This window comes from Sphingobium sp. LF-16, from assembly GCF_003711185.1.
Lineage (GTDB): Bacteria > Pseudomonadota > Alphaproteobacteria > Sphingomonadales > Sphingomonadaceae > Sphingobium > Sphingobium yanoikuyae_A.
Genome location: NZ_CP029335.1, coordinates 2,930,895 through 2,956,511, shown reverse-complemented (window position 1 = coordinate 2,956,511; position 25,617 = coordinate 2,930,895). Strand labels below are relative to the sequence as shown.

The 25,617-nt window shown below is 65.1% G+C and carries 14 protein-coding genes and 2 pseudogenes; 3 read left to right on the top strand and 13 right to left on the bottom strand.

What is annotated here, in order from left to right; genetic code table 11:
• Positions 1 to 165: 165 nt before the first annotated feature.
• From rpoC to DIZ22_RS13705, 3 genes are all read right to left on the bottom strand, one after another.
• On the bottom strand, positions 166 to 4,422 hold the full coding sequence (gene rpoC, locus DIZ22_RS13715) for a DNA-directed RNA polymerase subunit beta' (protein WP_004208472.1): 4,257 nt from the start codon (positions 4,420 to 4,422) through the stop codon (positions 166 to 168).
• A 79-nt stretch (positions 4,423 to 4,501) separates the two neighbouring features.
• Positions 4,502 to 8,659 carry a DNA-directed RNA polymerase subunit beta gene (gene rpoB / locus DIZ22_RS13710; RefSeq protein ID WP_004208471.1) on the bottom strand — a complete coding sequence of 1,386 codons (4,158 nt, stop codon included), beginning with the start codon at positions 8,657 to 8,659 and terminating at the stop codon, positions 4,502 to 4,504.
• A gap of 312 nt (positions 8,660 to 8,971) precedes the next feature.
• Positions 8,972 to 11,299 (bottom strand): arylsulfatase, encoded by a 2,328-nt coding sequence (locus tag DIZ22_RS13705; RefSeq protein ID WP_240626738.1) that lies wholly within the window; start codon positions 11,297 to 11,299, stop codon positions 8,972 to 8,974.
• Between the two features lie 102 nt (positions 11,300 to 11,401).
• Between DIZ22_RS13705 and DIZ22_RS13700 the strand changes: the two genes are divergently transcribed.
• Complete coding sequence (locus DIZ22_RS13700; RefSeq protein WP_122928352.1) at positions 11,402 to 12,286, top strand: LysR family transcriptional regulator; 885 nt, start codon at positions 11,402 to 11,404, stop codon at positions 12,284 to 12,286.
• Here DIZ22_RS13700 and DIZ22_RS13695 read toward each other — a convergent pair.
• The 8 genes and pseudogenes from DIZ22_RS13695 to hflK all read right to left on the bottom strand — a co-directional run bounded on the left by DIZ22_RS13695 (position 12,279) and on the right by hflK (position 22,758).
• Positions 12,279 to 13,622: an aminotransferase class V-fold PLP-dependent enzyme gene (locus tag DIZ22_RS13695; protein ID WP_122928351.1), complete on the bottom strand. Its 1,344-nt coding sequence runs from the start codon at positions 13,620 to 13,622 to the stop codon at positions 12,279 to 12,281. The two genes, DIZ22_RS13700 and DIZ22_RS13695, sit on opposite strands and share 8 nt — an antisense overlap.
• Positions 13,623 to 13,692: 70 nt before the next feature.
• Complete coding sequence (locus tag DIZ22_RS13690) at positions 13,693 to 15,078, bottom strand: cell wall hydrolase (protein WP_122928350.1); 1,386 nt, start codon at positions 15,076 to 15,078, stop codon at positions 13,693 to 13,695.
• 19 nt (positions 15,079 to 15,097) lie between these two features.
• Positions 15,098 to 16,015 (bottom strand): cysteine synthase A, encoded by a 918-nt coding sequence (gene cysK / locus DIZ22_RS13685; protein ID WP_010338110.1) that lies wholly within the window; start codon positions 16,013 to 16,015, stop codon positions 15,098 to 15,100.
• Positions 16,012 to 17,316: an MFS transporter gene (locus DIZ22_RS13680; RefSeq protein ID WP_122928349.1), complete on the bottom strand. Its 1,305-nt coding sequence runs from the start codon at positions 17,314 to 17,316 to the stop codon at positions 16,012 to 16,014. The genes cysK and DIZ22_RS13680 overlap by 4 nt, the downstream gene beginning before the upstream one ends.
• Positions 17,317 to 17,401: 85 nt before the next feature.
• Positions 17,402 to 19,034: pseudogene (locus DIZ22_RS13675) on the bottom strand (helicase HerA-like domain-containing protein).
• A 117-nt stretch (positions 19,035 to 19,151) separates the two neighbouring features.
• A pseudogene (locus tag DIZ22_RS13670) lies at positions 19,152 to 20,663 on the bottom strand (Do family serine endopeptidase).
• Positions 20,664 to 20,791: 128 nt separating this feature from the next.
• Positions 20,792 to 21,631 (bottom strand): protease modulator HflC, encoded by an 840-nt coding sequence (locus tag DIZ22_RS13665; RefSeq protein ID WP_004208464.1) that lies wholly within the window; start codon positions 21,629 to 21,631, stop codon positions 20,792 to 20,794.
• Positions 21,628 to 22,758: an FtsH protease activity modulator HflK gene (hflK, locus tag DIZ22_RS13660; RefSeq protein ID WP_169861861.1), complete on the bottom strand. Its 1,131-nt coding sequence runs from the start codon at positions 22,756 to 22,758 to the stop codon at positions 21,628 to 21,630. The genes DIZ22_RS13665 and hflK overlap by 4 nt, the downstream gene beginning before the upstream one ends.
• Before the next feature lie 73 nt (positions 22,759 to 22,831).
• Here hflK and DIZ22_RS13655 point away from each other — a divergent pair, with 73 nt between their 5' ends.
• Complete coding sequence (locus DIZ22_RS13655) at positions 22,832 to 23,797, top strand: Mrp/NBP35 family ATP-binding protein (RefSeq protein WP_037508243.1); 966 nt, start codon at positions 22,832 to 22,834, stop codon at positions 23,795 to 23,797.
• Here DIZ22_RS13655 and DIZ22_RS13650 read toward each other — a convergent pair whose 3' ends face one another.
• Together DIZ22_RS13650 and DIZ22_RS13645 are read right to left on the bottom strand one after the other, a co-directional pair.
• Positions 23,798 to 24,256 (bottom strand): GNAT family N-acetyltransferase, encoded by a 459-nt coding sequence (locus DIZ22_RS13650; protein ID WP_122928348.1) that lies wholly within the window; start codon positions 24,254 to 24,256, stop codon positions 23,798 to 23,800.
• A gap of 49 nt (positions 24,257 to 24,305) precedes the next feature.
• Positions 24,306 to 24,983 (bottom strand): hypothetical protein, encoded by a 678-nt coding sequence (locus DIZ22_RS13645; protein WP_037522060.1) that lies wholly within the window; start codon positions 24,981 to 24,983, stop codon positions 24,306 to 24,308.
• A 163-nt stretch (positions 24,984 to 25,146) separates the two neighbouring features.
• Between DIZ22_RS13645 and DIZ22_RS13640 the strand changes: the two genes are divergently transcribed.
• Complete coding sequence (locus DIZ22_RS13640; protein WP_122928347.1) at positions 25,147 to 25,581, top strand: CoA-binding protein; 435 nt, start codon at positions 25,147 to 25,149, stop codon at positions 25,579 to 25,581.
• The last annotated feature ends 36 nt before the right edge of the window (positions 25,582 to 25,617 follow it).

Genomic DNA, 25,617 nt, shown 5'->3' with positions numbered 1-25,617 from the left:
TTCCGCAGTTTTTTGTCGATCCTTCTGATCGCCGACCGGCTGCCTTTACCGGACAAAGAAAAGCCCGCCGGATCATCGCTGATCCGGCGGGCAATATGTCGGTCTCTCTCAAAACCGGGCTGGGAGCCGCTCCCCATGTAGGAAGCGGCTCCCGCCTTTTCAAAGTCAGTCCATGTCCTGCGTGGTGAAATCATCACCCTGCACGGCACCCAGCGGATCGTCGCCGATCGCGGCTTCCGGACCCTGGGCCAGTTCGGCCGCATGTTCCTCGGCCGCGCTCTTCGGCGCGATCAGGTCGACCTGAGCCGAAGCGCGCAGCGCGGCCCGCATCGCCGCGTCACGCGACGAGGCGGCAACGCGCAGGCGGTTCATGCCGGCACCGGTGCCCGCCGGGATGAGGCGGCCGACGATGACGTTTTCCTTCAGGCCAACCAGCGTGTCCTTCTTGCCCTGGACCGCCGCTTCCGTGAGGACGCGGGTGGTTTCCTGGAAGGACGCCGCCGAGATGAACGAACGGGTCTGCAGCGAGGCCTTGGTGATGCCGAGCAGCACCGGCTTGCCGGCAGCGGGGGCGAAGCCCGGCTGCAGCTTGCTGTTGATCTCGTCCATTTCCTCGCGGTCGACCTGCTCGCCCACCAGCAGGGTGGTGTCGCCGGACTCGATGATCTCGACCTTCTGCAGCATCTGACGAACGATCGTCTCGATGTGCTTGTCGTTGATCTTCACGCCCTGCAAGCGATAGACTTCCTGGATTTCGGCGACCAGATATTCGGCCAGCGGCTCGATGCCGAGCACTTCCAGAATGTCGTGCGGATCGGGCGAACCACCGATCAGGTTGTCGCCACGCTTCACGTAGTCGCCTTCCTGAACGTCGATCACCTTGCTCTTGGGGATCAGATATTCGACCGGCTCGCCGCCATCCTCGGGATTGATGGCGATCTTGCGCTTCGCCTTGTAATCCTTGAGGAACTGCACGCGGCCCGAGACCTTGGCAATGATGGCATTGTCCTTGGGCTTGCGGGCTTCGAACAACTCGGCAACGCGCGGCAGACCACCGGTGATGTCGCGGGTCTTGGCCGCTTCACGGCTGACACGCGCCAGCACGTCACCGGCCTGAACCTCTGCACCATCGTCGACCGACAGGGTCGCACCGACCGCCAGCATGTAGCGGGCGGCTTCACCGCTATTGTCGTCCATCAGGGTCAGACGCGGACGCAGATCTTCCTTCGTCCGGGCGGCACCACGATGCTCGATGACAACGCGCTGTGCGATGCCGGTGGCTTCGTCGGTCTGTTCGGTCAGCGTCTTGTTGTCGATCAGGTCGACATACTTAACGATACCCGGCTTTTCCGTGATCACCGGCATGGTGAACGGATCCCACTCGGCGAAGCGATCGCCCTTCTTCACGGCATCGCCATCTGCGAACAGGATGGTGGCACCATAAGGCAGGCGGTGCGTTTCGCGTTCGCGACCTTCGCTGTCGATGATCGCGACTTCGCCGTTACGGGCCAGCGACAGGCGACGGCCATTCTTGTCGGTGATGGTCGGCATGTCGCGCAGCTCGATCGTGCCGTCCGACAGGGCTTCCAGGTTCGACGTTTCGTTGAAGTTCGCCGCGCCGCCGATGTGGAAGGTACGCATGGTCAGCTGCGTGCCCGGTTCACCGATGGACTGTGCCGCGATGACGCCGACCGCCTCACCGATGTTCACCGGCGTACCACGGGCGAGGTCACGGCCGTAGCACTTGCCGCAAACGCCCATCCGGCTTTCGCAGATCAGCGGGCTGCGGATCTTCACGGCCTGCGTGCCGATCGCCTCGATCTGGGTGATCATGGCTTCGTCCAGCAGGGTGCCGATCGGGATGATGACGGTGCCATCCTTGCTGTCGACGATATCCTGCGCCGTGGTACGGCCCAGAATGCGCTCGCCCAGCGAGGCGATGACCGAACCACCCTGTACGATGGCCTTCATCTCCAGCGCCTTTTCGGTGCCGCAATCATCCTCGACGATGGTGCAGTCCTGCGACACGTCGACCAGACGGCGGGTCAGGTAACCCGAGTTTGCCGTCTTGAGCGCGGTGTCGGCCAGACCCTTACGGGCACCGTGGGTCGAGTTGAAATATTCAAGAACGGTCAGACCTTCCTTGAAGTTCGAGATGATCGGCGTTTCGATGATCTCGCCCGACGGCTTGGCCATCAGGCCGCGCATGCCGGCCAGCTGCTTCATCTGGGCCTGCGAACCACGGGCACCCGAGTGCGCCATCATGTAGATCGAGTTGATCGGCGCCAGACGGCCGGTCTTGGGATCCTTGGGCTGGGCACGGATCTCGTCCATCATGGCGTTCGCGACCTGGTCGCCGCAACGGCTCCAGGCGTCGATCACCTTGTTGTACTTTTCCTGCTGCGTGATCAGACCGTCCTGATACTGCTGCTCATAATCCGCCACCAGTGCCTTGGTCTCGTCGACCATCGTCACCTTGCTGTCGGGGATGACCATGTCGTCCTTGCCGAAGCTGATGCCGGCCTGGAACGCGTGGCGGAAGCCCAGCGACATGATGGCGTCGGCGAACAGCACCGTGTCCTTCTGGCCGGTGTGACGATAGACCTGGTCGATGACGTCACCGATTTCCTTCTTGGTCAGAAGGCGGTTGACGACGTCGAAGGGCACCTTGTGCGACTTGGGCAGGCATTCGCCCAGCAGCATGCGACCCGGCGTGGTCTCGAAGCGCTTCATATACTGCTGACCATTTTCGTCGGTCTGCGGCACGCGGCTGATGATCTTCGAGTGCAGGGTGACCGCCTTGGCATAGAGGGCCTGATGGACCTCCTGCATGTCGGACAGCAGCATGCCTTCGCCCGGCTCGCCTTCGCGTTCCATCGACAGGTAATAGATACCCAGGACCATGTCCTGCGAGGGAACGATGATCGGCTTGCCGTTGGCAGGCGACAGGATGTTGTTGGTCGACATCATCAGCACGCGCGCTTCCAGCTGGGCTTCCAGCGAGAGCGGCACGTGGACGGCCATCTGGTCACCGTCGAAGTCGGCGTTGAAGGCCGAGCAGACGAGCGGGTGCAGCTGGATCGCCTTGCCTTCGATCAGCACGGGCTCGAACGCCTGGATGCCGAGGCGGTGGAGCGTCGGCGCGCGGTTCAGCATGACCGGGTGCTCGCGAATGACTTCGTCGAGGATGTCCCAGACTTCCTTGCGCTCCTTTTCGACCCACTTCTTGGCCTGCTTCAGGGTCATGGACAGACCCTTGGCGTCGAGGCGGGCGTAGATGAAGGGCTTGAACAGTTCGAGCGCCATCTTCTTGGGCAGGCCGCACTGATGCAGCTTGAGTTCCGGACCGGTCACGATGACCGAACGGCCCGAATAGTCGACGCGCTTGCCGAGCAGGTTCTGACGGAAGCGGCCCTGCTTGCCCTTGAGCATGTCGGACAGCGACTTGAGCGGACGCTTGTTGGCACCGGTGATGACACGGCCGCGACGGCCGTTATCGAACAGGGCGTCGACGGCTTCCTGCAGCATGCGCTTTTCGTTGCGGACGATGATGTCCGGCGCACGCAGCTCCATCAGGCGCTTCAGGCGGTTGTTGCGGTTGATGACGCGGCGATACAGATCGTTGAGATCCGAGGTCGCGAAGCGGCCACCGTCCAGCGGCACCAGCGGGCGCAGTTCCGGCGGGATGACCGGCACGACGTCCAGGATCATCCATTCGGGGCGGTTGCCCGATTCCAGGAAGCTCTCGACGACCTTCAGGCGCTTGATGATCTTCTTGGGCTTCAGTTCCGACTTGGTGACGGCCAGTTCGTCCAGCAGCGCCTGCTTCTCGCCTTCCAGGTCGAGATCCATCAGCATCTGCTTGACGGCTTCGGCGCCGATGCCGGCCGAGAAGGCGTCCTCGCCATATTCGTCCTGCGCGTCGAGCAGTTCGTCCTCGGTCAGCAGCTGATATTTCTCCAGCGGGGTCAGGCCCGGCTCGGTGACGATATAGCTTTCGAAATAGAGGACGCGCTCAAGCTGCTTGAGCTGCATGTCGAGCAGCAGGCCGATGCGCGAGGGCAGCGACTTCAGGAACCAGATGTGGGCAACCGGCGCGGCCAGTTCGATATGGCCCATGCGCTCGCGGCGGACCTTCGACACGGTCACTTCCACGCCGCACTTTTCGCAGACGATGCCCTTGTACTTCATGCGCTTGTACTTGCCGCACAGGCACTCATAGTCCTTGATCGGACCAAAGATGCGGGCGCAGAACAGGCCGTCACGCTCGGGCTTGAACGTGCGATAGTTGATGGTTTCCGGCTTCTTGATTTCGCCGAAGGACCAGCTGCGGATGCGCTCCGGGGAGGCCAGGCCAATCTGGATCTGGTCGAAGGTTTCCGGCTTCTGGATCGGATTGGCGAAGTTCGTCAGTTCGTTCATATCTCAAGTCCCTCTAGAGGGTGTAATTTTCGGGCGAAGCAGGGGAGGGGGCGCTGCCGGAGCAGCGCCCGCGCATCCCTTATTCCGCCGCAGCCGCCATGCCGTCGTCGTCAATCTCGTCCATCGCGGCGAGTTCGACGTTGAGGCCCAGCGAACGCATTTCCTTGACCAGCACGTTGAAGCTTTCGGGAATGCCGGCCTCGAACGTGTCGTCGCCCTTGACGATCGCCTCATAGACCTTGGTGCGGCCGACCACGTCGTCCGACTTCACCGTCAGCATTTCCTGCAGCGTGTAGGCGGCGCCATAGGCCTGGAGCGCCCACACTTCCATTTCACCGAAGCGCTGGCCACCGAACTGCGCCTTACCGCCCAGCGGCTGCTGGGTGACGAGCGAGTAGGGGCCGATGGAACGTGCGTGGATCTTGTCGTCGACAAGGTGATGCAGCTTCAGGACATATTTGTAGCCAACGGTCACCTTGCGGTCGAACACGTCGCCGGTACGGCCGTCGAACAGCGAAACCTGGCCGGATTCGTCCAGGCCCGCCAGCTTCAGCATCGCCGACACGTCGGATTCGACGGCACCGTCGAACACCGGCGTCGCCATCGGCACGCCTGCACGGACATTCTGCGCCAGCTCGACGATCTGCTCGGGGCTGCGCGCCTCGATTTCGGCGACATAATTGTCGCCATAGATCGTCTTGAGCAGTTCCTTCACCGCCTCGGGGGGCTGGCCCGCCTCGGGGTTCGGATTGGCTTCGCGCCATGCGTCCAGAGCCTGGCCGATCTGGGCGCCCAGGCCGCGTGCGGCCCAGCCCAGATGGGTTTCGAAGATCTGACCGACGTTCATGCGCGACGGCACGCCCAGCGGGTTCAGCACGAAGTCGACGGGGGTGCCGTCTTCCAGGAAGGGCATGTCTTCGGCCGGCAGGATGCGGCTGATGATACCCTTGTTACCGTGACGGCCGGCCATCTTGTCGCCCGGCTGCAGCTTGCGCTTCACCGCGACGAACACCTTGACCATCTTCAGCACGCCCGGCGGCAGCTCGTCGCCGCGCTGCAGCTTGTCGACGCGATCCTCGAACTTCTCGACGATCAGCTTCACCGCTTCGTCATACTGCGCCTTGACGGCTTCGATGCCGGTCTGACGGACATCATCCTCGACCGCGAACTTCCACCATTCGTGACGCTCGACTTCGCCCAGCAGAGCCTCGTCGATCACAACGCCCTTCTTGACGCCCTTGGGCGCGGCAGTGGCGGTCTGGCCGATCAGCATTTCCTGCAGACGGTTGAAGGTCGCACGGTTGAGGATGCCGCGTTCGTCTTCACGGTCCTTGGCGAGACGGTCGATTTCCTCCCGCTCGATCGCCATGGCGCGTTCGTCCTTGTCGATGCCGTGACGGTTGAACACGCGGACTTCGACGACGGTACCGGCAACGCCCGGCGGCAGGCGCAGGGACGTGTCGCGCACGTCGCTTGCCTTCTCACCGAAGATCGCGCGGAGCAGCTTTTCTTCCGGGGTCATCGGCGATTCACCCTTGGGGGTGATCTTGCCAACCAGAATGTCGCCCGGCTCCACTTCGGCGCCGATGTAGACGATGCCAGCCTCGTCGAGGTTACGCAGCGCTTCTTCACCGACGTTCGGAATGTCGCGGGTGATGTCTTCCGGCCCCAGCTTGGTGTCGCGGGCCATGACCTCGAACTCCTCGATATGGATCGAGGTGAAGACGTCGTCCTTCACGATCCGCTCGGAGATCAGGATGGAGTCTTCGTAGTTGTAGCCGTTCCAGGGCATGAACGCGACGAGCACGTTGCGGCCCAGCGCCAGCTCGCCGAACTCGGTCGACGGGCCGTCGGCGATGACGTCGCCGGCCTGCACCAGTTCGCCCACCTTCACCAGCGGACGCTGGTTGATGCAGGTGTCCTGGTTGGAGCGCTGGAACTTCTGCAGCGTGTAGATGTCGACGCCCGACTGGCCGGGTTCGACATCGCCGGTGGCGCGGATCACGATACGGGTCGCGTCGACCTGGTCGATGATGCCGGCGCGCTTGGCGGCGATCGCCGCGCCCGAGTCACGGGCCACGGTGCCTTCCATGCCGGTGCCGACGAACGGCGCCTCGGCACGGACCAGCGGCACCGCCTGACGCTGCATGTTCGATCCCATGAGCGCGCGGTTGGCGTCGTCATTTTCCAGGAACGGAATGAGCGAGGCCGCGACCGACACCAGCTGCTTGGGGCTGACGTCCATCAGGGTGATGTTGTCGCGCGGGGCCATCAGGAATTCGCCGGCTTCACGGGCGGAGATCAGGTCTTCCGCCAGCGTGCCGTCGGCATTGGTTTCGGCGTTGGCCTGCGCGATCGTGTGCTTGGCTTCTTCCATCGCCGACAGATAGACGACGTCGTTGGTCACCTTGCCGTCGATCACCTTGCGGTACGGGGTTTCGATGAAGCCATATTTGTTGACGCGGCTGAAGGTGGCCAGCGAGTTGATCAGACCGATGTTCGGGCCTTCGGGCGTTTCAATCGGGCAGATACGGCCATAATGGGTCGGGTGAACGTCGCGGACTTCGAAGCCGGCGCGCTCACGGGTCAGACCACCCGGCCCAAGCGCCGACACGCGGCGCTTGTGGGTGACTTCCGACAGCGGGTTGGTCTGGTCCATGAACTGCGACAGCTGCGAGCTGCCGAAGAATTCACGCACCGCGGCCACGGCGGGCTTCGCGTTGATCAGGTCGTTCGGCATCACGGTCGACACGTCGACCGAGCTCATGCGTTCCTTGACCGCACGTTCCATGCGCAGCAGGCCGACGCGATACTGGTTCTCCAGCAGTTCGCCGACCGAGCGGACGCGACGGTTACCGAGATTGTCGATATCGTCGATCTCGCCCTTGCCGTCCTTCAGGTTCACCAGTTCCTTGACGACCGCCAGGATGTCCTCGACGCGCAGGGTGGTGACGGTGTCCTCGGCATCCAGGTCGAGGCGCATGTTCATCTTCACGCGGCCGACCGCGGAGAGGTCATAGCGTTCCGGATCGAAGAACAGGCCGGCGAACAGCGCTTCGGCGGTTTCCTTCGTCGGCGGCTCGCCGGGGCGCATGACGCGATAAATGTCGCTCAGGGCCTGGTCGCGCTCTTCGGCCTTGTCGGCCTTCAGCGTATTGCGGATCCAGGGACCGGTGGTGACATGGTCGATGTCCAGCAGTTCCAGGCGGTCGATGCCCGCCTTGTCGAGCTTTTCGAGGTTTTCAGGCGACACTTCGTCGCCGGCCTCGATGTAGATCTCGCCGGTCTTCTCGTTGATCAGGTCATAGGCGCTGTAGCGGCCATAGACTTCCTCGGTCGGGATCAGCAGGGTGGCCAGGCCATCCTTTTCCGCCTTGTTGGCAGCGCGCGGGCTGATCTTGTGGCCGGCGGCGAACACGACTTCGCCCGACTTGGCGTCGACGATGTCGAACGCGGGCTTCAGGCCGCGCCAGGCTTCGGCGGTGTAGGGGATCTGCCAGCCGCCTTCGCCACGGACGAAGGTCACCTTGTTGTAGAACTGGCCCAGGATTTCCTCGGCGGTGAGGCCGAGCGCGTACAGCAGCGCGGTGACCGGCAGCTTGCGCTTGCGGTCGATACGCACGTTGACGATGTCCTTGGCATCGAACTCGAAGTCGAGCCACGAGCCACGATAAGGAATGACGCGGGCAGCGAACAGATATTTGCCCGACGAGTGGGTCTTGCCACGGTCATGGTCGAACAGGACGCCCGGCGAACGGTGCATCTGCGACACGATGACGCGCTCGGTGCCGTTGACGATGAAGGTGCCGTTCTGCGTCATGAGCGGCATGTCGCCCATGTACACGTCCTGCTCCTTGATATCGAGGACCGAACGGGTTTCGGTGTCGGCGTCGACCTCGAACACGATCAGGCGCAGGGTGACGCGCATCGGCGCGGCATAGGTGATGCCACGCTGGCGGCATTCCTCGACGTCGAACTTCGGGTCTTCCAGTTCATAATGGACGAAGTCCATTTCGGCGGTGCCGGCGAAGTCGCGGATCGGGAAGACACTGCGCAGGGTCTTTTCCAGGCCCGACACATAGCCGATCGCGGGGTTGGAACGGAGGAACTGTTCGTAGCTCTCCCTTTGAACTTCGATCAGGTTCGGCATCTGCACCACTTCGTGGATGTCGCCGAACACCTTGCGGATGCGCTTCTTAGCGCCGGTGTTGATCGTTGGGAGAGCCTTGGTCGCCATGCGGTTCCTGCCTGTCGTCTGTTCGTCGTGTTTTTCCGCATTGCAACGGAAATTCAGTCCGGATGCTCTGGAATCCGGGGTGATTCGCACCCCATATTCCACGCAAAAAAGTGCGGGCCGGGACTGTCCGATCCGCACTGTCAGCGTCTTGTTGCCCGCCAAACTCGCCCAATTCCGCCGGTTTCGTGCGCCATGCGAACCGGACCCCGAGCGATGAGGGGGACGGACCATCCCATCCAGGGAGGACAGGAACGGACCGATTTCGAACTGCCCATATAGGAAAAGGGGGCGGCTTTGTGAAGGGGGGCGGGATCAATCCATGTCGATCGTCAGATGGCGGACATCCCCTTCCAGCCGACCATGGGGTGTCGCATAGTCGGTGACGGTCACGCCAATGTCCTGGCCGATGTCCAGCGTCTCGCCGTTGCCGGCCGGCATCAGGAAGCTGACCGGCAGCGAAAGCTGCGCTAATTGTGTTTCGCCGGAACTGAGCGTGACCTCTGCCGGCTTGCCGAAGCCGCTGGTGGCAAAGCGCAGCCGTATCGACGTGCTGCCGGCGGAAAGAGGGGTGGCCGCTGCGACCCGTGCAACCTCTTCGGGCTTGGTCGACCGGGCGAAGACGAAGCTGGGGCGACCATGGTCGAGATAGAGGCTCCAGCCGCCGAAATGGCTGCCCAGCGCCATGATGGAGCCCGATGCATCCGGCTTGTCGAGGTGCAACTGGGCGGTGATGGTGAAGGATCGACCGACCAGGAAGGGCTGGCCGATGGCTGGCAGGCTGATATCCTTGCCCCAATATTCATAATGGCGCCTGCCGCCGCCGATGAAGGCCGCCATGCCCTCCGCCCGGCCGGCGCCGAAACGGTGGTCCAGCGGGAAGACCTGGTTGCGTTCGGCCTCAGTCTGCCATGTGGCCTGCATCGCCTTGAGCCGGTCGGGCTGAGAGGTCGACAGGTCGGTCGACTGCGAAAAGTCGCGCTCCAGGTCATAGAGCGTCCAGGTGACGGGGGGATTGGCGCCACCCGGTGGCATCGCGACCCAGGGCGCACGGCCATCGTCCATGCTGGCAAACCAGCCATCCTGATAGAGGGCAGCCTTGCCCCCGATCTCGAAATATTGGGTGCGCGGCGCCTTGGGCTGGCACTGGCTCAGGCTGGGGAGCAGGCTTTTCCCATCGATAGGCTTCTGCGCGATTCCGTTGACGCTCGTCGGTGCGGGCAGGCCGGCGGCGTCCAGCACGGTGGGCACGATATCGTTGAGATGGCCGAACTGCGCACAGATGCTGCCCGGCTTTGCGACATGCCCCTTCCAGGCCATGATCATGCCGTTGCGAATGCCGCCCAGCATCGACGCCACCTGCTTGGTCCAGCGGAACGGCGTGTCCATCGCCCAGGCCCAGCCGGCGGGATAGGTGCCATAGGTCATCGGTCCGCCCATGCGGTCGATATTCGATGCCAGCCATTGCGGGCTTTCATTATGGCGCCCGACCGTCTGCATCTCGTTGACGGTGCCTTCGACACCGGCTTCGGCGGCGGCGCCATTGTCGCCCAGTATCACGCTGATCAGCGTTGTCTCCAGCAGACCCATGCGCTCCAGTTCGTCAAGCACCCGGCCGAACTGTTCGTCCTGATAGACCAATTGCGCCGCAGCGACCTCCATCGTCCGCGCGGCAAAGGCTCTTTGTTGTGGATCAAGACTGTCCCAGGCGGGAATTTCGGCCGGCCGGGCGGTCAATTGCGTGCCCTTGGGAAGGATGCCCATGGTCAGTTGCCGGTGATAGCTTTCCTCCCGCATCCGGTCCCACCCCTGGTCGAACCGGCCCTTGAAGCGGGCGATATAGTCGGCGGGCGCCTGATGCGGGGCATGGGTGGAGCCGGGCGCATAATGGATCAGGAAGGGCTTGTCGGGCGCGGCTGCCTTCTGGTTATGGACATAGCGGATGATCTCGTCGGCCAGGCGCTTGTCGAGCAGGTCGGCCTTATTCTCCTCCGGCGCGACCCGGCTGATCCCCCGGAACAGGGTGGGGGAATATTGATCATTATCCCCGGCGATGAAGCCATAATAATATTCGAAACCCCGGCCCGTGGGCCAGTTGTCGAATGGCCCCGCCTCGCTCTGCTCGCTCTTGGGCACATTATGGTCCTTGCCGAACATTGCGCTGTTATAGCCGTTGAGGCGCAGCATCTGGGCAATCGTGGCGGTGTCCGGTCCCATCCGGCCCATATAGCCAGGGAAGCCCGTCGGCAGGTCGCTCAGATAGCCATTGCCCGCGGCATGATGGTTGCGCCCGGTCAGCAGCGCCGCGCGGGAGGGCGAGCAGATGCCCGTGGTATGGAAGCGGTTGTACCGCTGGCCCATCGCCGCCAGCCGCTCGAAATTGGGTGTGGGCACCGGGCCGCCAAAGGCGCTGGACATGGCAAAGCCGACATCGTCGCTCATGAACAGCAAAACATTGGGCGCGCCGGCTGGCGCGCGAACCGGCTGCACCGGCATCGGGCGTGAATTGGCGACATCGGGCGCAATGACCCCGTCGAAGGGCGCGGGGGGAATCGGCAGGGTGGTGCGCACCGTCTGCGCCGGGCTGGCGGCGGCGATCATCAGCGCAGCGGCGCCGGCGCTGGCATAGAGGAATGCGTGCATGGTCTCTCCCTGTCGTCCGTTCAGGAACGGTTGGCTTCAGGGTGCTGTGCGCGATGCATATCGTCCAATGCATATTGGATGCGATTAGGATAACATATATGCATGGATATCCTTCGCCTTCGCCACATCCTGACCGTCGCGCAGACCCGCAGCTTTTCGCGAGCCGCCGAGCAGCTCAACATCACCCAACCGGCGCTCAGCCGCTCGATCGCCGCGTTCGAGGTGCGCTATGGCGTGCGGCTGTTCGATCGCAGCCGCAGCGGGGTGATGCCGACCGCGATCGGCCGCCAGATCATCGATCAGGCACGCGATCTCGTCGGGCTGGCATCAGGTATGGATCGCGACCTGCGGCTCCTGGCACGCGGTGAGGCGGGAGAGGTCGCGATCGGCTTTGGCCCGTTGATGGCCAGTCTGCTGCTGCCCGATCTTGGCGCCTATGTGCAGCGCACCCGCCCCGGCCTTCTGCTGCGGACCATGATCCGCACGCCCGACCAGTTGGTCCAGGCACTGATGGACGATCAGATCGAACTGATCTTTGGCAATAGCTGGCCGCTGGCCGATGTGCAGGGACTCAGCGTGCAGATGGTCGGGGCGATCGAGGTCGGATTGCTGGTGCGCAGCGGGCATCCGCTGGCCGGGCGCACCGGGCTTGGTCGAGCGGATCTGGGGCCTTTTGCCATTGCCAGCGCGTCCGATCTGGTTCTCGCCGGCTTGCCGGACATGACCGGCGCTTTCATCTGCGACAATTTCCATATCCTGCGGGATCTGACGCTGCGCTCGGACGCGGTCTGGGTCGGGGCGCCGGCGGCGGCGCAGGCCGACATCGCGGCCGGTGCGCTGGTCATGCTCGATCTGGTTGACCGCCCGCCCATACAGAGCGAGATCGCGCTGGTGCGACGGGCCGGTCGCTCGCTCTCCACCGCCGCAATAGCGGTGACGGACGAAGCCCGGCGCCTGCTTGCACAGGCGGCGGACCGTCTTAGCTGAACAGTTTCCGCTCCGCCCTGATCGCGGCGACCAGCCGGTCCAGCTCGGCGCTACTGTTGAACAGGGCAGGCGTCACGCGAAGCACTGGCCCGGATGCGAGCCCGGCCTTGGCCACCACCAGCAGGCGATATTTGTCGAGGAACAGCTTGGCTGCCTGTTTGGCGCCATCCGGGCCCTTCATGCCGGGCAGGCGGAAACCGGTGACGGCGCCGAAGCGGCCGGCCTCCTGCGGCACCAATATCTCCAGCCCGGCGATGTCGCGAACCCGTTCGACCCAATAGTCGCGCAGCCGGACGAGATGGCGATATTTCGCCTCCAGTCCGATAGCATCCTGCACCGCGATCGCGCGCGGGATGGTCAGGCGGGCGGCGAAGTCGACCGTGCCGGTCGGGATGCGCGCGCGAATATCCTCCGGCCCATGGATGCGGTTGCCGAGCCAGGGGGAGATGTCCTGCAGCCGGTCCTTGCGAATATAGATGCCGCCGGTGCCGAGCGGCGCGGCCAGCCATTTGTGCAGCGAGAAGCCGATGAAGTCGGCGCCCGTGTCGTCCACTGTAAAGGGCAGGTGGCCGACCGCCTGGGCGCTGTCCAGGATCACGTCGACGCCCCGTGCCTTGGCCATGGCGACGATCGCCTTGACCGGCGGCACCAGCCCGTTGCGGTTGGACAAATGGGTGAGCAGCAGCAGCTTCGCGCGCGGCGTTTCCTTCAATATCCTGTCATAGGCGGCCAGGATATTCGCTTCCGTATGCGGCTCGGGCAGGCTGAAGCGGACGATGCGGGCGCCCCGGCTCTGCTCCAGATAGTCGCAGGCATATTGCATCTCGTCATAGTCGACATCGGCATAGATCACCGCGTCGCCGGCCTTGAGCAGCGCATAATTGGCGATCAGCGCATAGAGCGCCTCGGTGCCGCCGCCCGACAGCGCGATCTCCTCGGTCTGCGCGCCGAGCAGCTTGGCCACGGCCGTGCGCGACCGATCCAGCTCGGCGTCGCGCGGATGGCCGGGTGCGGCATTGCGCAGGAACAGCGAATTGTTGCGGTTCACCCATTGCGAATAGGCGCGATAGCTGGCCGCGACCGGCCGGGTCATCGCCCCATAATAGGCCGCGTCGAAAGTCGCGAAATCGCGCTCCACGTCATAGAGGGGCAGCAGTGCGCGCTGTGCCGCCTCGAAATCCGTCATGTCGCCGGCGAAACGGAAGGGCGCCTCGTCGGGCCAGCCATCCGACGGTCCGGCCGTGGCCGCAACCGCGCCGTCCAGCCCCAGGCTGACACCGAAAGTGACACCCAGCGCGCCGCCTGCCCGTCCGATAAAGCCCCGCCGCGTAACCATCTTGCCCCCGAAATGTCGTGATTTTATACCATAACGTAATCGCGCGCGAAATCCGCCAGCGCCGTCCGCATCAGGAGCCGGATGGCGTTACGGGTGTCACCTTCGGTGTCACGATCGGCGGCGTGGCGGGTGGGGCCGGTGCAATCTTGACCGTCTCGAACCGCTCCTTGCGCCGCACGCCATCCAGCGAGGGCGCGACGGCGGCCGCGGGCGGCGGCGCTGGCGTCGCGGTTGGCACGCGCTGCCGCATGCATTCGGCCTTGGTCGGGCGGGGGAACTGGCTGCAGTTCCACAGCGCCCGCTGCAATCCGTTGCCGACATAATGGATATAGGCGAAGCTCATCGCCTCAAGCTGGGCGTCGTTGAGCGGCAGGCCGGTCGGGACGGCGCCGCCGCGCCAGCCCATGATCCGGCATTCGGGCCGTCCGGCACAGAAGGTCTCGGCCAGCGCGGGCCAGCTTTCCGGCGGGCTGCTGCGATTGAGCTCGACCAGGAAGCTGCGCCCGCCCGGTGCGATCGCGATCAGTCGGACGCCACCGATCGTCTTGCCCAGCGAGTCCGATCCGATGGCGCGTTCCGGCCTGGCGGCCAGCGCGGCGGCCGCTTCGGTCGCCAGCACCAGCGGCATGCCCGGCAGGCCGCTGCCCGGCAGGCCCTGATGCGCGGCGGACAGGCGGGCGATGCGGGCGATCAGCGGCTCGCCACCGGCTTCGCCCAGGCGGAAGGCGGGCGGCGTGCCCCACCAGCCGCGCCAGCGAAAGAACAGATGCGTGCCGACTGCGGTGATCTTGTCCAGACTGCCGCTCCAATAGGGCACAACCCAGTCGGTATGATAATGGGTGGCATAACCGACAGCCTTGAACACCTTGCCGGCCAGCGCGCCACGCGCAATCTCCCGCGCCCGCGCCCAGGCGCCGATGGATGGCGTGCGGGCCAGTGCGCCGTCGCAGGTGAAGGTGAACTGGCAACCGGTGGTCCGTTCCTGCCCCTGGAACACCACGCCGCAGACAGTCTTGGGGAAGGCCGGGTGGCGCACGCGGTTGAGCACGACCTGTGCCACCGCCTGCTCGCCGACCGCATCGTCGCCCGCTTCGTAAAGCTGGGCCGCCGCCAGGCAGTCCGTGGCTCGGGCCAGATCGGTTTCCGATCCGCGGAACATGAACGGTCGGGCCGGCGGATTGGGATCGCGGGAAAAGGGGATCTGGGCGTTGAGGTCGCGGGCCTGCTCGGGGCCGAGCGCGAAAATCGCGACGGGTTCGACGGCGGGCGGCGGCGTTGCCGGTCGGCGCTGGCGGGCGGCTGCAACAGCCGCCAGCCGGCGGCCCTGCGCCACCTCATCGCCAGCGCGCGGCCGGCTTTCCCAGCCGGCGACCGCCATGGGCAGACCGACGAACAGCAACAGCCATATCAGCCACATCGCGCGATGTGGCCGGTCAGGGAAAGTGCCGTCGATCATGCCCTAGGCTTTGTGCCGTTTATTCGGGCAGGAAGTCGGGCACCGAGAGATAGCGTTCGCCGGTGTCATAATTGAAGCCCAGAACGCGGCTGCCCGCGGGCAGTTCCTTCAGCTTCTGCGCGATCGCGGCGAGCGTGGCGCCCGACGAGATGCCGACCAGCATACCTTCCTGGCTGGCGGCGCGACGGGCATAGTCCTTCGCATCGGCCGGATCGACCTGGATCACGCCGTCCAATATCTGGGTGTGCAGGTTCGCCGGGATGAAGCCCGCGCCAATGCCCTGGATCGGGTGCGGGCCGGGCTGGCCGCCGCTGATGACCGGCGACAAGGTCGGCTCGACCGCATAGACTTTGAGGTTCGGCCACTGCTTCTTCAGCACCTCGGCGGTGCCGGTGATATGGCCGCCCGTGCCCACGCCGCTGATCAGCACGTCGATCGGCGCGTCGGCGAAATCGGCGATGATTTCCTGCGCGGTGGTGCGGACATGGACGTCGATATTGGCGGGATTCTCGAACTGCTGCGGCATCCAGCTGTCGGGCGTCTGCGACACCAGTTCCAGCGCCCGTTCGATCGCGCCCTTCATGCCCTTTTCACGCGGGGTCAGGTCGAAACTGGCGCCGTAGGCCAGCATCAGCCGGCGGCGTTCGATCGACATGCTTTCGGGCATGACCAGGATCAGCTTATAGCCCTTGACCGCGGCGACCATGGCGAGGCCTACGCCGGTATTGCCCGACGTCGGCTCGATGATCGTGCCGCCCGGCTTCAGGTCGCCCGATGCCTCGGCCGCCTCGATCATGGCGAGCGCGATGCGGTCCTTGATCGACCCGCCGGGGTTCGACCGTTCCGACTTGATCCACACTTCAGCGTCCCCGAACAGCCGGTTGACCCGGACATGGGGAGTATTGCCGATGGTATCGAGAATAGTGGCAGCTTTCATTGGGCCGTCTCCTGGCTGATGTCCGCCTCCCTTAAGTCGGGTGGGTCGAAAGTGCGTGCAAGGCGCAGTTCGGGAAAGAGCCGCGCCCAGAATATCGTGACGAGAATGGCGCCCACGCCACCCCCGATGACCGCAGCGATAGGCCCAACGAGCGCCGCAAGGAAGCCCGATTCCGCTTCGCCCAGTTCATTGGAGGCGGAAATGGTCAGTTGCGACAGGCTGGAGACGCGGCCGCGCATCGCATCGGGCGTGTGCAACTGCACCAGCGACTGGCGCACGAACACCGACACCATGTCGGCACCGCCCAGCACGATCAGCGCGGCGATGCCGGCCTCCACCGCGATGTCGCGCGGCAGGAAGGCGGTGCAGCCGAAGGCGATCGTGGCCAGGCCGAACAGGATGACCGCCGCCAGCATCTTGAGGCCGACCTGCGTCTTCATCGGCCGGAAGGAGAACCAGAGCGCTGTCAGCGCCGCGCCGATCCCCGGCGCGATCGCCAGATGACCATAGCCGGTCGACCCGACATGCAGGATGTCGCGGGCATAGACGGGCAGCAGCGCGGTCGCACCGGCCAGCAATACCGCGAACAGGTCCAGCGTGATCGTCGCCAGCACGAGCCGGTTGCTCTTGAGATAGGTGAAGCCGTCGATCATCTGGCGGATCGGATGGCGGCCCTGCTGGCGCGGCGGCTGGGGCACCGGCCCGATCATCATCATCGATATCAGGCCGACGCCGAACAAGGCCGCCGACAGCGCATAGGCGGCCCAGGGCTCGATCGCATAGGCATAGCCGCCCACCGCCTTGCCGAGGATGTCGCCGGTCTGCCAGGCGACCGACGACAGGGCGATGGCGGTCGGCAGCACGGCGGGCGGCACCAGATTGGGCGCCAATGCCCCATAGGCCGGCCCGTTGAACGCGCGGGCGATGCCGACGATGACTGCGATGCCAAAGATCAGCGGCAGGCTGACCCAGCCCTCATAGGTGGCAAAGGCCAGCACGGCTGCGGCGAGCATCAACAGCGCCAGCGTCAGCCGGGTGATGATCCGCCGGTCGAAATGATCGGCCACCCAGCCGGTCACCGGCGTCAGGAAGAAGAGCGGCAGGAACTGCGCCAGGCCGATGAGGCCAAGCTGCGCCGATGCCTCGCCCGTGCTCATCGTCTCCCGCGCGACATTATAGGCCTGCCAGGCGAGCAGGATCATCATGCTGTACTGCGCCAGCGTGGCGCAGAAACGGCCGACCAGATAGGCGCGGAAATTGCCGTAATGGAGCGGGTGGGGTGCAGCAGCCGAGGAAGACATGGCCGCGCTCTAGCCTTATCCCGCGGCGGATAGCAACGGGCCGGACATAATCGACCGGCCCCTTGTCCATGTTACTGGCCCATCCTTATTTGAACAGGCTGCCCAATATGCCGCGCACCAGCTGGCCGGCGATGCCGCCGCCCGAGGATCTGCGGCTCGATCCGCCGAATACGGCGCGGCCCAGTTCATTGGCGACCTGACGGCCGACCGAGGAGGCGGCGGAGCGGGTGGCGGACTGGACCGCCTTGTCGAGGCTGCTGGGCTTGGCCGCCTCGCGCGCCGCGGCGGCATCGCGCCGGGCCTGTTCCTTCAACTCCTGTTCGCGCTGCTTGGCCTCGACCTTGGCCTGGGCGGCGGCGGCCTTGTCGGCTTCGGCCTTGGCCTTGGCTGCCTGCGCGGCGGCAGCGGCGGCCTCGCCGCGCGCGGCCAGGATTTCCTCGGCGGACTCGCGGTCGACGGCGGTGTCATATTTGCCCTCGCAGGGCGAGATCGACTGGATGATCGCCCGCTCCTTGGCGTCGACCGGGCCGAGGCGCGAGCGGGGCGGGGCGATCAGTGTGCGCTGGACCACGCCGGGCGCGCCATCCTCCTGCAACAGCGACACCAGCGCCTCACCGGTCTTGAGTTCGGTGATCGCCGTCTCGATGTCGAGATCGGGGTTGATGCGGAAGGTGTCCGCTGCGGCCTTGATCGCCTTCTGGTCGCGCGGGGTGAAGGCGCGCAGCGCATGCTGCACCCGGTTGCCGAGCTGGCCGGCAATGGCTTCGGGAATGTCGATCGGGTTCTGGGTGACGAAATAGACGCCGACACCTTTGGAACGGATCAGGCGAACGACCTGCTCGATCTTGTCCTGCAATGCCGCCGGGGCGTCATCGAACAGCAGATGGGCCTCGTCGAAGAAGAAGACCAGCACCGGCTTTTCCGGATCGCCCACTTCGGGCAGCGTCTCGAACAATTCGCTCAGCAGCCAGAGCAGGAAGGTGGCGTAGAGCTTCGGGCTCTGCATCAGCTTGTCGGCGGCGAGGATGTTCACATAACCGCGCCCCTTGTCATCCACCTTGAGGAAGTCGTGGATGTCGAGCGCGGGCTCGCCGAAGAAATGGTCGCCGCCCTGGGTTTCGAGCTGGAGCAACTGGCGCTGGATCGCGCCGACGCTGGCCTTGGTCACATTGCCGAAGCGGGCCGAGAGCGTATCGGCATTTTCCGCGCAATAGGCGAGCATTGCCTGCAGATCGCCCAGGTCGAGCAGCAGCAGCCCTTCCTCATCGGCATATTTGAAGGCGATGTTGAGCACGCCTTCCTGCGTGTCGTTGAGGCCCATCAGCCGAGCCAGCAGCAGTGGCCCCATCTCGCTGACCGTGGTGCGGATCGCATGGCCCTGTTCGCCATAGAGATCCCAGAAGATCGCCGGATTGTCGGCATAGCTGTAATCGGCGATGCCGATTTCCTTGGCGCGCGACACCAGCTTGTCGGCATTTTTGGCGGTCGGCGAACCGGCCATCGAAATGCCCGACAGGTCGCCCCTTCACATCGGCCACGAACACCGGGACGCCGAGCGCCGAGAAGCTTTCGGCGATGCCCTGCAACGTCACCGTCTTGCCGGTGCCGGTTGCGCCGGCGATCAGGCCGTGGCGATTGGCCCGGCGCAGGTTGAGATATTGGGGGATGCCGCCGTCCTTTTCGGGCGCGCCCAGACCAAGGAAGATGCCGTCGCTCATGGGCTTATGCTCCTCAAAAACGGGTCGGGCCGCGCCCGCCGGACTGTCTGCTCCTTCTTAGAAGGGAGGCAGGCAATCCGGCAAGCGCGGCCCGTAACGATTGTCGCTTTCGCTGACTTACTTGTCGCGCAGGCGGATGGGCAGGAACAACGGCGCCTGGCCGCGACGCAGCACCTGCAGCAGGATGGCGTTGCGACCCCTGGGCCGACACCGCCTTCACCTGCGCATCCAGATCTGCCTGGGTCAGCACCGGGCCGGTTATTGGCCGACAGGATCACGTCGCCGCGACGCAGGCCCTTGGCGCCGGCATCGGGTCGATCCGTCAACGGCGGTGATGACGATGCCGCGCGTGTCGCCGGCAACGCCCAACTGGCGGGTGATGCTGGGGGTCAGCGGGATGGCAGAGATGCCCAGCGACTTCTGCGCCGCCTGGGTGTCGCTGCCCTGGTCGCCCTGCTGGCTGAAATCATCATCCTGCTGCTGGGCGAAATTATTGAGTTCGTCTTCGCTCGGGCGCTCGCCCACGACCGCGTTCAGGGTCATGCGCTGGCCGTTGCGCAGCAGCACGATCGGCACGCTCGACCCGATCTTGCTGTTGGCGACGATCGACGACAGATTCTGGTCCGGCGTCACTTCCTGACCGGCAACGCTGACGATCACGTCGCCTGCCTTGATGCCGGCCTTTTCGGCGCCCTTGCCAGGCTCGACGCCCTGCACGAACTCGCCGCGATTCTTCGCGAGGCCCAGCGAGTCCGCCATATCCTCGCCCAGCGGACTGATCTGCACGCCCAGATAGCCGCGCTTGATGCTTTGGCCCTGGCGCAGCGTGTCGACGATCGGCGCCGCCTGTTCCGAGGGGATGGCGAAGCCGATGCCGACATTGCCACCAGAAGGCGACAGGATCTGGCTGTTGATGCCGATCACGTTGCCGCGCATGTCGAACATCGGGCCGCCGCTATTGCCCTGATTGATGGACGCATCGGTCTGGATGAACTTGTCATAGGTGCCGCCGGTGCCGCGATGCACGGCGGAGATGATGCCGGCGGTCACGGTGCCCGACAGGGCGAAGGGGTTACCGATCGCGACGACCCAGTCACCCACGCGCGCCTTGGTGCTGTCGCCGAACTTGACGAAGGGCAGGGGCTTCTTCGCGTCGATCTTCAGCACGGCAAGGTCGGTTGCGGGATCGCGGCCGACCAGCTTGGCGGGATATTCTTCCTTGTTGGTCATGGTGACCGTGATGCTGTCGACGCTAGCGCCTTCGGCACCGGCCGACACGACGTGATTATTGGTCACGATATAGCCATCGGCCGAGATCAGGAAGCCCGAGCCAAGCGACTGGGCCTGACGGGTCTGCGGCTTGCCGCCGCCACCCTGGCCGAACAGGTCGCCAAAGGGCGTGCCGGCGAAGGGATTCTGCACGGTGACGCGCTGCTTGGTCGAGATGTTGACCACGGCCGGCTGCAGCTTTTCGACCATGTCGGCCAGGCTCGCCGGCGCGCCGGCGGGTGCAGCGGCCTGCAGGCCTTCATTCTGGGCGGTCTGCGCGCCGACATTGGAACTGGTCGTGACGGCGATGGCGGTGCCGCCGAGCAGCAGGGCGCCGGTGATGGCATAAGCGTAACGCACTCGTGACGGTCCTCTTCAGAAATTCGGGAGCGGGAAGGGCGGGACTCTCGGGGAGCCTTATCGATGCGCCGCCCTGCCTTAACCGATATTGAATGACACTGGTTCCGTAATGATCCTGAAACCTGCTGTTAGCGGCCCTGGAACTGCTTCAGGAACTCATTGTCCTTCGACAATACCATCGTCGTGCCGCCCGCCCGATCCGGGGCGAAGGTATAACGATAGGCCTGCATGGCGCGATAGAAGTCATAGAAATTCGCGTCCTTGCCAAAGCTTTCCGCATAGATGCGGGCGGCATTGGCGTCGGCCTCGGCGCGAATGATCTGTGCCTGCTTCAGGCCCTGGGCGCGGATCGTCAGCGCTTCCTGCTGGCGTGCGGTGCGCATGCGGGTGAAGGCGCTTTCCAGCGGCGTGCCGTCGGGCAGGTCGGCGCGCTTGATCCGCACGTCGACGATCTCGGCGCCATATTGGCGCGCGACCCGGTCAAGCCCGGCCTCGATATTCTGCATCACCTGGCCGCGTTCGGGGCTGAGCAGCGCGGCGAAAGGCCGCTTGCCCAGTTCGTTGCGCAGCGCCGAGCCCAGGATCGGGCGCAGCGCGTCCGACACCTTCTCCTCGCTGCCGGCCGAAATATACATCCGCAGCGGATCGACGATGCGGTAGCGGGCAAAGGCATCGACCTGCAGGCGCAACTGATCGGTCGAAAGCACCTGCTGGCGCTCCATCTCGACCGAGAGCACGCGCTTGTCGATCCAGACGATCTGGTCGAAGAAGGGCACGCGCAGGATGACGCCGGCGCCGGTCTTGCCGAAATCCTCGTTCGGGCGATAGCGGTTGATGATCTGCTTGGGCTCGCCGAAGCGGACGATCACGCCCTGCCGGGTTTCCGGCACGATGGTGACGGTGCTGCCGACCAGGATCAGCAGGATGATCGCGCCGATGGCGAGGGCGATGGGATTGCGCAAGCTCACTGGCCTTCCTCCGTCGCATTGGCAGCCGACTGGGGTGTGCCCTGGGCGCGGCGCTTGAGTTCGGGAAGGGGCAGGAAGGGGGTGACGTTGCCGCTTTCGACGATCGTCTTGTCGACGGTGGACAGGACGCCCTCCATGGTTTCGTAATACATGCGCCGGCGGGTCACGTCGGGTGCCAGCCGATATTGTTCATAGACCTTGTCGAAGGCTGCGGCTTCGCCCTGCGCCTTGGCCGTGACCTGCTGTGCGGCGGCACGGGCCTCGTTCAGATAGGTCTGGGCGGTCTGCTGCGCGGCCGACACTTCCTTGAAGGCGTCGTTGACGGCGGCCGGCGGATCAGCCTGCTTGATCGCCACGCCCTGGACGCGGATGCCCGACTTGTAGCCGTCGAGAATCTCCTGCATCCGCTGTTCGACCTGCTGCTCGATCTCGGTGCGGCCCGCACCCAGCGCATCGTCCAGGCTGACGCTGGCGACCACCGAGCGCATCGCGCTTTCCGCCACTTCGCGGATCGATGCATCCGGGTCGGCCAGCTGGAACAGATAGAGTTCCGGATTGCGGATGTTCCAGCGCACCGAATAGGCCAGGTCGACGATATTCTGGTCGCCGGTCAGCACCAGATTTTCGCTCTCCGCGCTGGCCGAACCGATGTCGATCGTGCGGATTTCCTCGACATCGACCGTGCGCACCGCCTCGAACGGGGCGGGCAGGGTCAGGCTGATGCCGGGCGAGAGGGTGCGGCTATATTTGCCGAGCAGGGTGACGACGCCGCGTTCCTGCGGGCCGACCCGGTGGAAACTGGTCAGCACCAGCCACAGGACGACGACAATGCCGACGGCAATCGGCCACAGCGCCCGGCCGTTCGCGCGCGGCGGCAGACCACCGAAGCCGCCGCCCTGGCCAAAGCTTTCGCGGCTCTTGCGCAGCAATTCCTCGATTGCGGAGGGAGATTTTGCGCCGGCCGGCTTGCCGGGCTGGGTCCAGGGATTGCGCGGGCCATCACTGCCCCCGCCGGACCCGTTCTTGCCCGGTCCGTCATTGCCCTCAGGCCCGTCACCCTTGCCGCCCCAGGGACCCTGGGCCATGGCGCTCGCGATGCCGGGCATCCACCCGAATAATCTTCTCATGTCATCTCTATAGGAATGGCTGCACGCGAAAAACAGTGCCCTTAACGACGATTATTGCCTAGAGGGCCCAGTCATGACCGATATCGATGATTTTGCCGCCCGCCTGAAGACGTTGACCGATGGCCGTGCCAGCGCGCCGCGGGTGAAGGATGGCGTCATGACCTTGGCGCTCGACGTGGGCGGTCTGGCGCCCGAACGGCGCGATGCCGTGGCCGCCGCCATCCGCGAGGGCGGCCTGATGCTGCCGGGTGTCACCGATGTGCGCATCGCCATGACGGCCGAGCGCCGCGCGCCGCGCATCATCGCCGTGGCGTCGGGCAAGGGCGGGGTGGGCAAGTCGACCCTGTCGGCCAATCTCGCCATCGCTTTGTCTCGGCTGGGGCACAAGGTCGGTCTGGTCGATGCCGATATCTATGGCCCGTCGCAGGCCCGCCTGCTCGCCAGCGAGGACCAGAAGCCGCAGGCGCGCGAAAAGCGCCTGTTCCCGGTCGAAAGCCCGCTCGGCATTCCGATGCTGTCGATGGCGCATCTGGTCGATCCCGGCAAGGCGCTGGCCTGGCGCGGGCCGATGGTCGGCAATGCGCTGGGGCAGTTGATCGACGCCGACTGGGGCGACACCGACCTGTTGGTGATCGACTTGCCGCCGGGCACCGGCGACATTCAGTTGACCATGCTCCAGAAGCACAAGCCGGCCGGCGCCGTGATCGTCTCGACGCCGCAGGATCTGGCGCTGATGGATGCGACCCGTGCGATCAGCCTGTTCGAACAGGCGCAGGTGCCGATGATCGGCTTGGTCGAAAATATGGCCGGCTATGCCTGCCCGCATTGTGGCGAAGTGTCCGATCCGTTCGGCTGTGGTGGTGCGGAAGCGGCGGCGGGCGAGCTTGGCCTGTCCTTCATCGGCCGCATTCCGCTGGCGATCGACATTCGCAAGCGCTCCGACGCGGGCGATCCGCCGGCGGCTGGCGAAGGGCCGCATGCCGATGCCTTCCGCGCCGTCGCCGAAAAGGTCGCGGCCTGGCTGGCGAAGGCCGCCTGATCAGAGGCCGAGGTGCAGGAACTGGTTGAAGGCGCTCGCGCGATAATCGCCGAACGCCTCGCCATTGCCGAAACCATTCCGGCGATAGAGCGTCAGCGCCGGATCGAAGGCGGGGCCGCTGCCGGTTTCCAGGCTGAGCCGGGTCATGCCGCGCTGCCGTGCCTGCCCGATGATATGGCGCAGCAGCGCTGCAGCCACGCCCCGGCGCAGATGATCGGGATGGGTGCGCATCGATTTGAGTTCGCCCTGGCCGCTGCCCAGATCGCGCAGCGCGGCGACGCCGGCGATGCTGTCGCCATCCCAGGCGGTCCAGACGCAAATGTCGGGCTGCTGCAATCCTGACAGGTCGAGCGCGAAGACGCTTTCTGGCGGCGATTCCGCCTGCATGCCGGCCAGATGGATGGCCAATAGCGCGCGGGTCGGTGCGCCGCTCAGATTGTCTTTGCGAATATCGAACATGGGCAGGGTCTAGCCGTGGCGCGTGCGGTGCGCCACGGCCAAGTCCGGCTTATTTGACGTTGATCTCCAGCGACGGGTCGACCATCGACCGACGCGGTGCTGGCCGGGCGGCCGGCAGCGGCGCAGCGCGGGGCGCGGGCGTGTAGCTGGCGGGGATCGGTGCCGGCTGGCCCAGCATGGGCGCGGGGCGGCGCGGCGGCGCCAGCGCGATCTCATTCTGGGTGAAGGCCTGCAGTTCCCGGCCGGCCGGGATGATCGCCGTCTTGCCGGTGATGAAGCCCGCGAACACGCCGGCCGCGATCACGCCACCGATGGTCGCGGCGGTATTGCCTTCGCCCTCCTGGCGGAAGCTGCCCTTGATCGGGATGCGGCGCCCGGCGACTTCGATATAGCGCAGCTCGATATTCATCTTGCCCGATTTGCCGAAGGCGCCCTTGCCGGTCAGCCAGGTCACTTCGCCCACGGCGCGGGCATTCATCGGGATGACGACATAGCCATCGACCATCACCGGATCGGCGACCGACAGGTCGAACATCGACCCTTCCTTGGCGGTCTTGCTGGACAATTCACTGTTCATGCGCAGCATGACGGCGGTGTTGGCGGGCAGGACCATGGCCGGACTGGCCTCGGGCGGCTGCATGACGGGCAGCGGCGCATCGGCCTGTGCCAGCAGCGGCTGGGCAGTCGCGGACATGATGGCAAGCGCGGCAATGACGACAGACTTCATCTCAGACCCCCTGAATACGGCCCGTCCCCACCGGCCGGCGCGAATCGCGCATTGCCGGGCCTAGCCGGACGCTGCTTAGGAATTGGTTAGGACCGGCGCGCGCCAGGCCCCTTGTTCGCGCCTTCGCCCTGCCCATATCGGGGACCAGGACAGGAGGACCGCCATGCCGCTCACCGCCGCGCAGGATATTGCCGATCTGCTCAACGAAACCCGGACGATCGCGCTGGTCGGTATTTCCGATCGCCCCGACCGGCCGAGCTATAGTGTGATGAAGACGCTGCAGTATCATGGCTATCGCGTGCTGCCGGTCAATCCGCAGATCGCCGGCGAACATGTCCATGGCGAATTCGTCTGGGATCGGCTGTCGGACATCGGCGTGCGGATCGACATGGTCGATATCTTCCGGCGCAGCGAGGCCGCGGGCGAGGTGGTGGACCAGGCGATCGCCGCTGGCGCCAAGTCGGTCTGGATGCAGTTGGGGGTGATCGATGCCGATGCCGCGGCGCGGGCCGAAGCGGCGGGGCTCAAGGTCGTGATGGACTATTGCCCGGCGATCGAGATCCGGCGGCTTGGCCTTGCGCCGATCGCGGCGGATTAGCCCTAGGCAGCACGGCCCCGCGCCTCTATCAGCAAG

Coding starts and splice junctions, on each gene's coding strand:
- DIZ22_RS13640 (WP_122928347.1), top strand. CDS start 25,147: ATGCCGCTCACCGCCGCGCAGGATATTGCCGATCTGCTCAACGAAACC.
- DIZ22_RS13695 (WP_122928351.1), bottom strand. CDS start 13,622: ATGGTTACGCGGCGGGGCTTTATCGGACGGGCAGGCGGCGCGCTGGGT.
- hflK (WP_169861861.1), bottom strand. CDS start 22,758: ATGAGAAGATTATTCGGGTGGATGCCCGGCATCGCGAGCGCCATGGCC.
- DIZ22_RS13680 (WP_122928349.1), bottom strand. CDS start 17,316: ATGTCTTCCTCGGCTGCTGCACCCCACCCGCTCCATTACGGCAATTTC.
- DIZ22_RS13655 (WP_037508243.1), top strand. CDS start 22,832: ATGACCGATATCGATGATTTTGCCGCCCGCCTGAAGACGTTGACCGAT.
- cysK (WP_010338110.1), bottom strand. CDS start 16,015: ATGAAAGCTGCCACTATTCTCGATACCATCGGCAATACTCCCCATGTC.
- DIZ22_RS13705 (WP_240626738.1), bottom strand. CDS start 11,299: ATGCACGCATTCCTCTATGCCAGCGCCGGCGCCGCTGCGCTGATGATC.
- DIZ22_RS13700 (WP_122928352.1), top strand. CDS start 11,402: ATGGATATCCTTCGCCTTCGCCACATCCTGACCGTCGCGCAGACCCGC.
- DIZ22_RS13645 (WP_037522060.1), bottom strand. CDS start 24,983: ATGAAGTCTGTCGTCATTGCCGCGCTTGCCATCATGTCCGCGACTGCC.
- rpoB (WP_004208471.1), bottom strand. CDS start 8,659: ATGGCGACCAAGGCTCTCCCAACGATCAACACCGGCGCTAAGAAGCGC.
- DIZ22_RS13690 (WP_122928350.1), bottom strand. CDS start 15,078: ATGATCGACGGCACTTTCCCTGACCGGCCACATCGCGCGATGTGGCTG.
- DIZ22_RS13650 (WP_122928348.1), bottom strand. CDS start 24,256: ATGTTCGATATTCGCAAAGACAATCTGAGCGGCGCACCGACCCGCGCG.
- rpoC (WP_004208472.1), bottom strand. CDS start 4,422: ATGAACGAACTGACGAACTTCGCCAATCCGATCCAGAAGCCGGAAACC.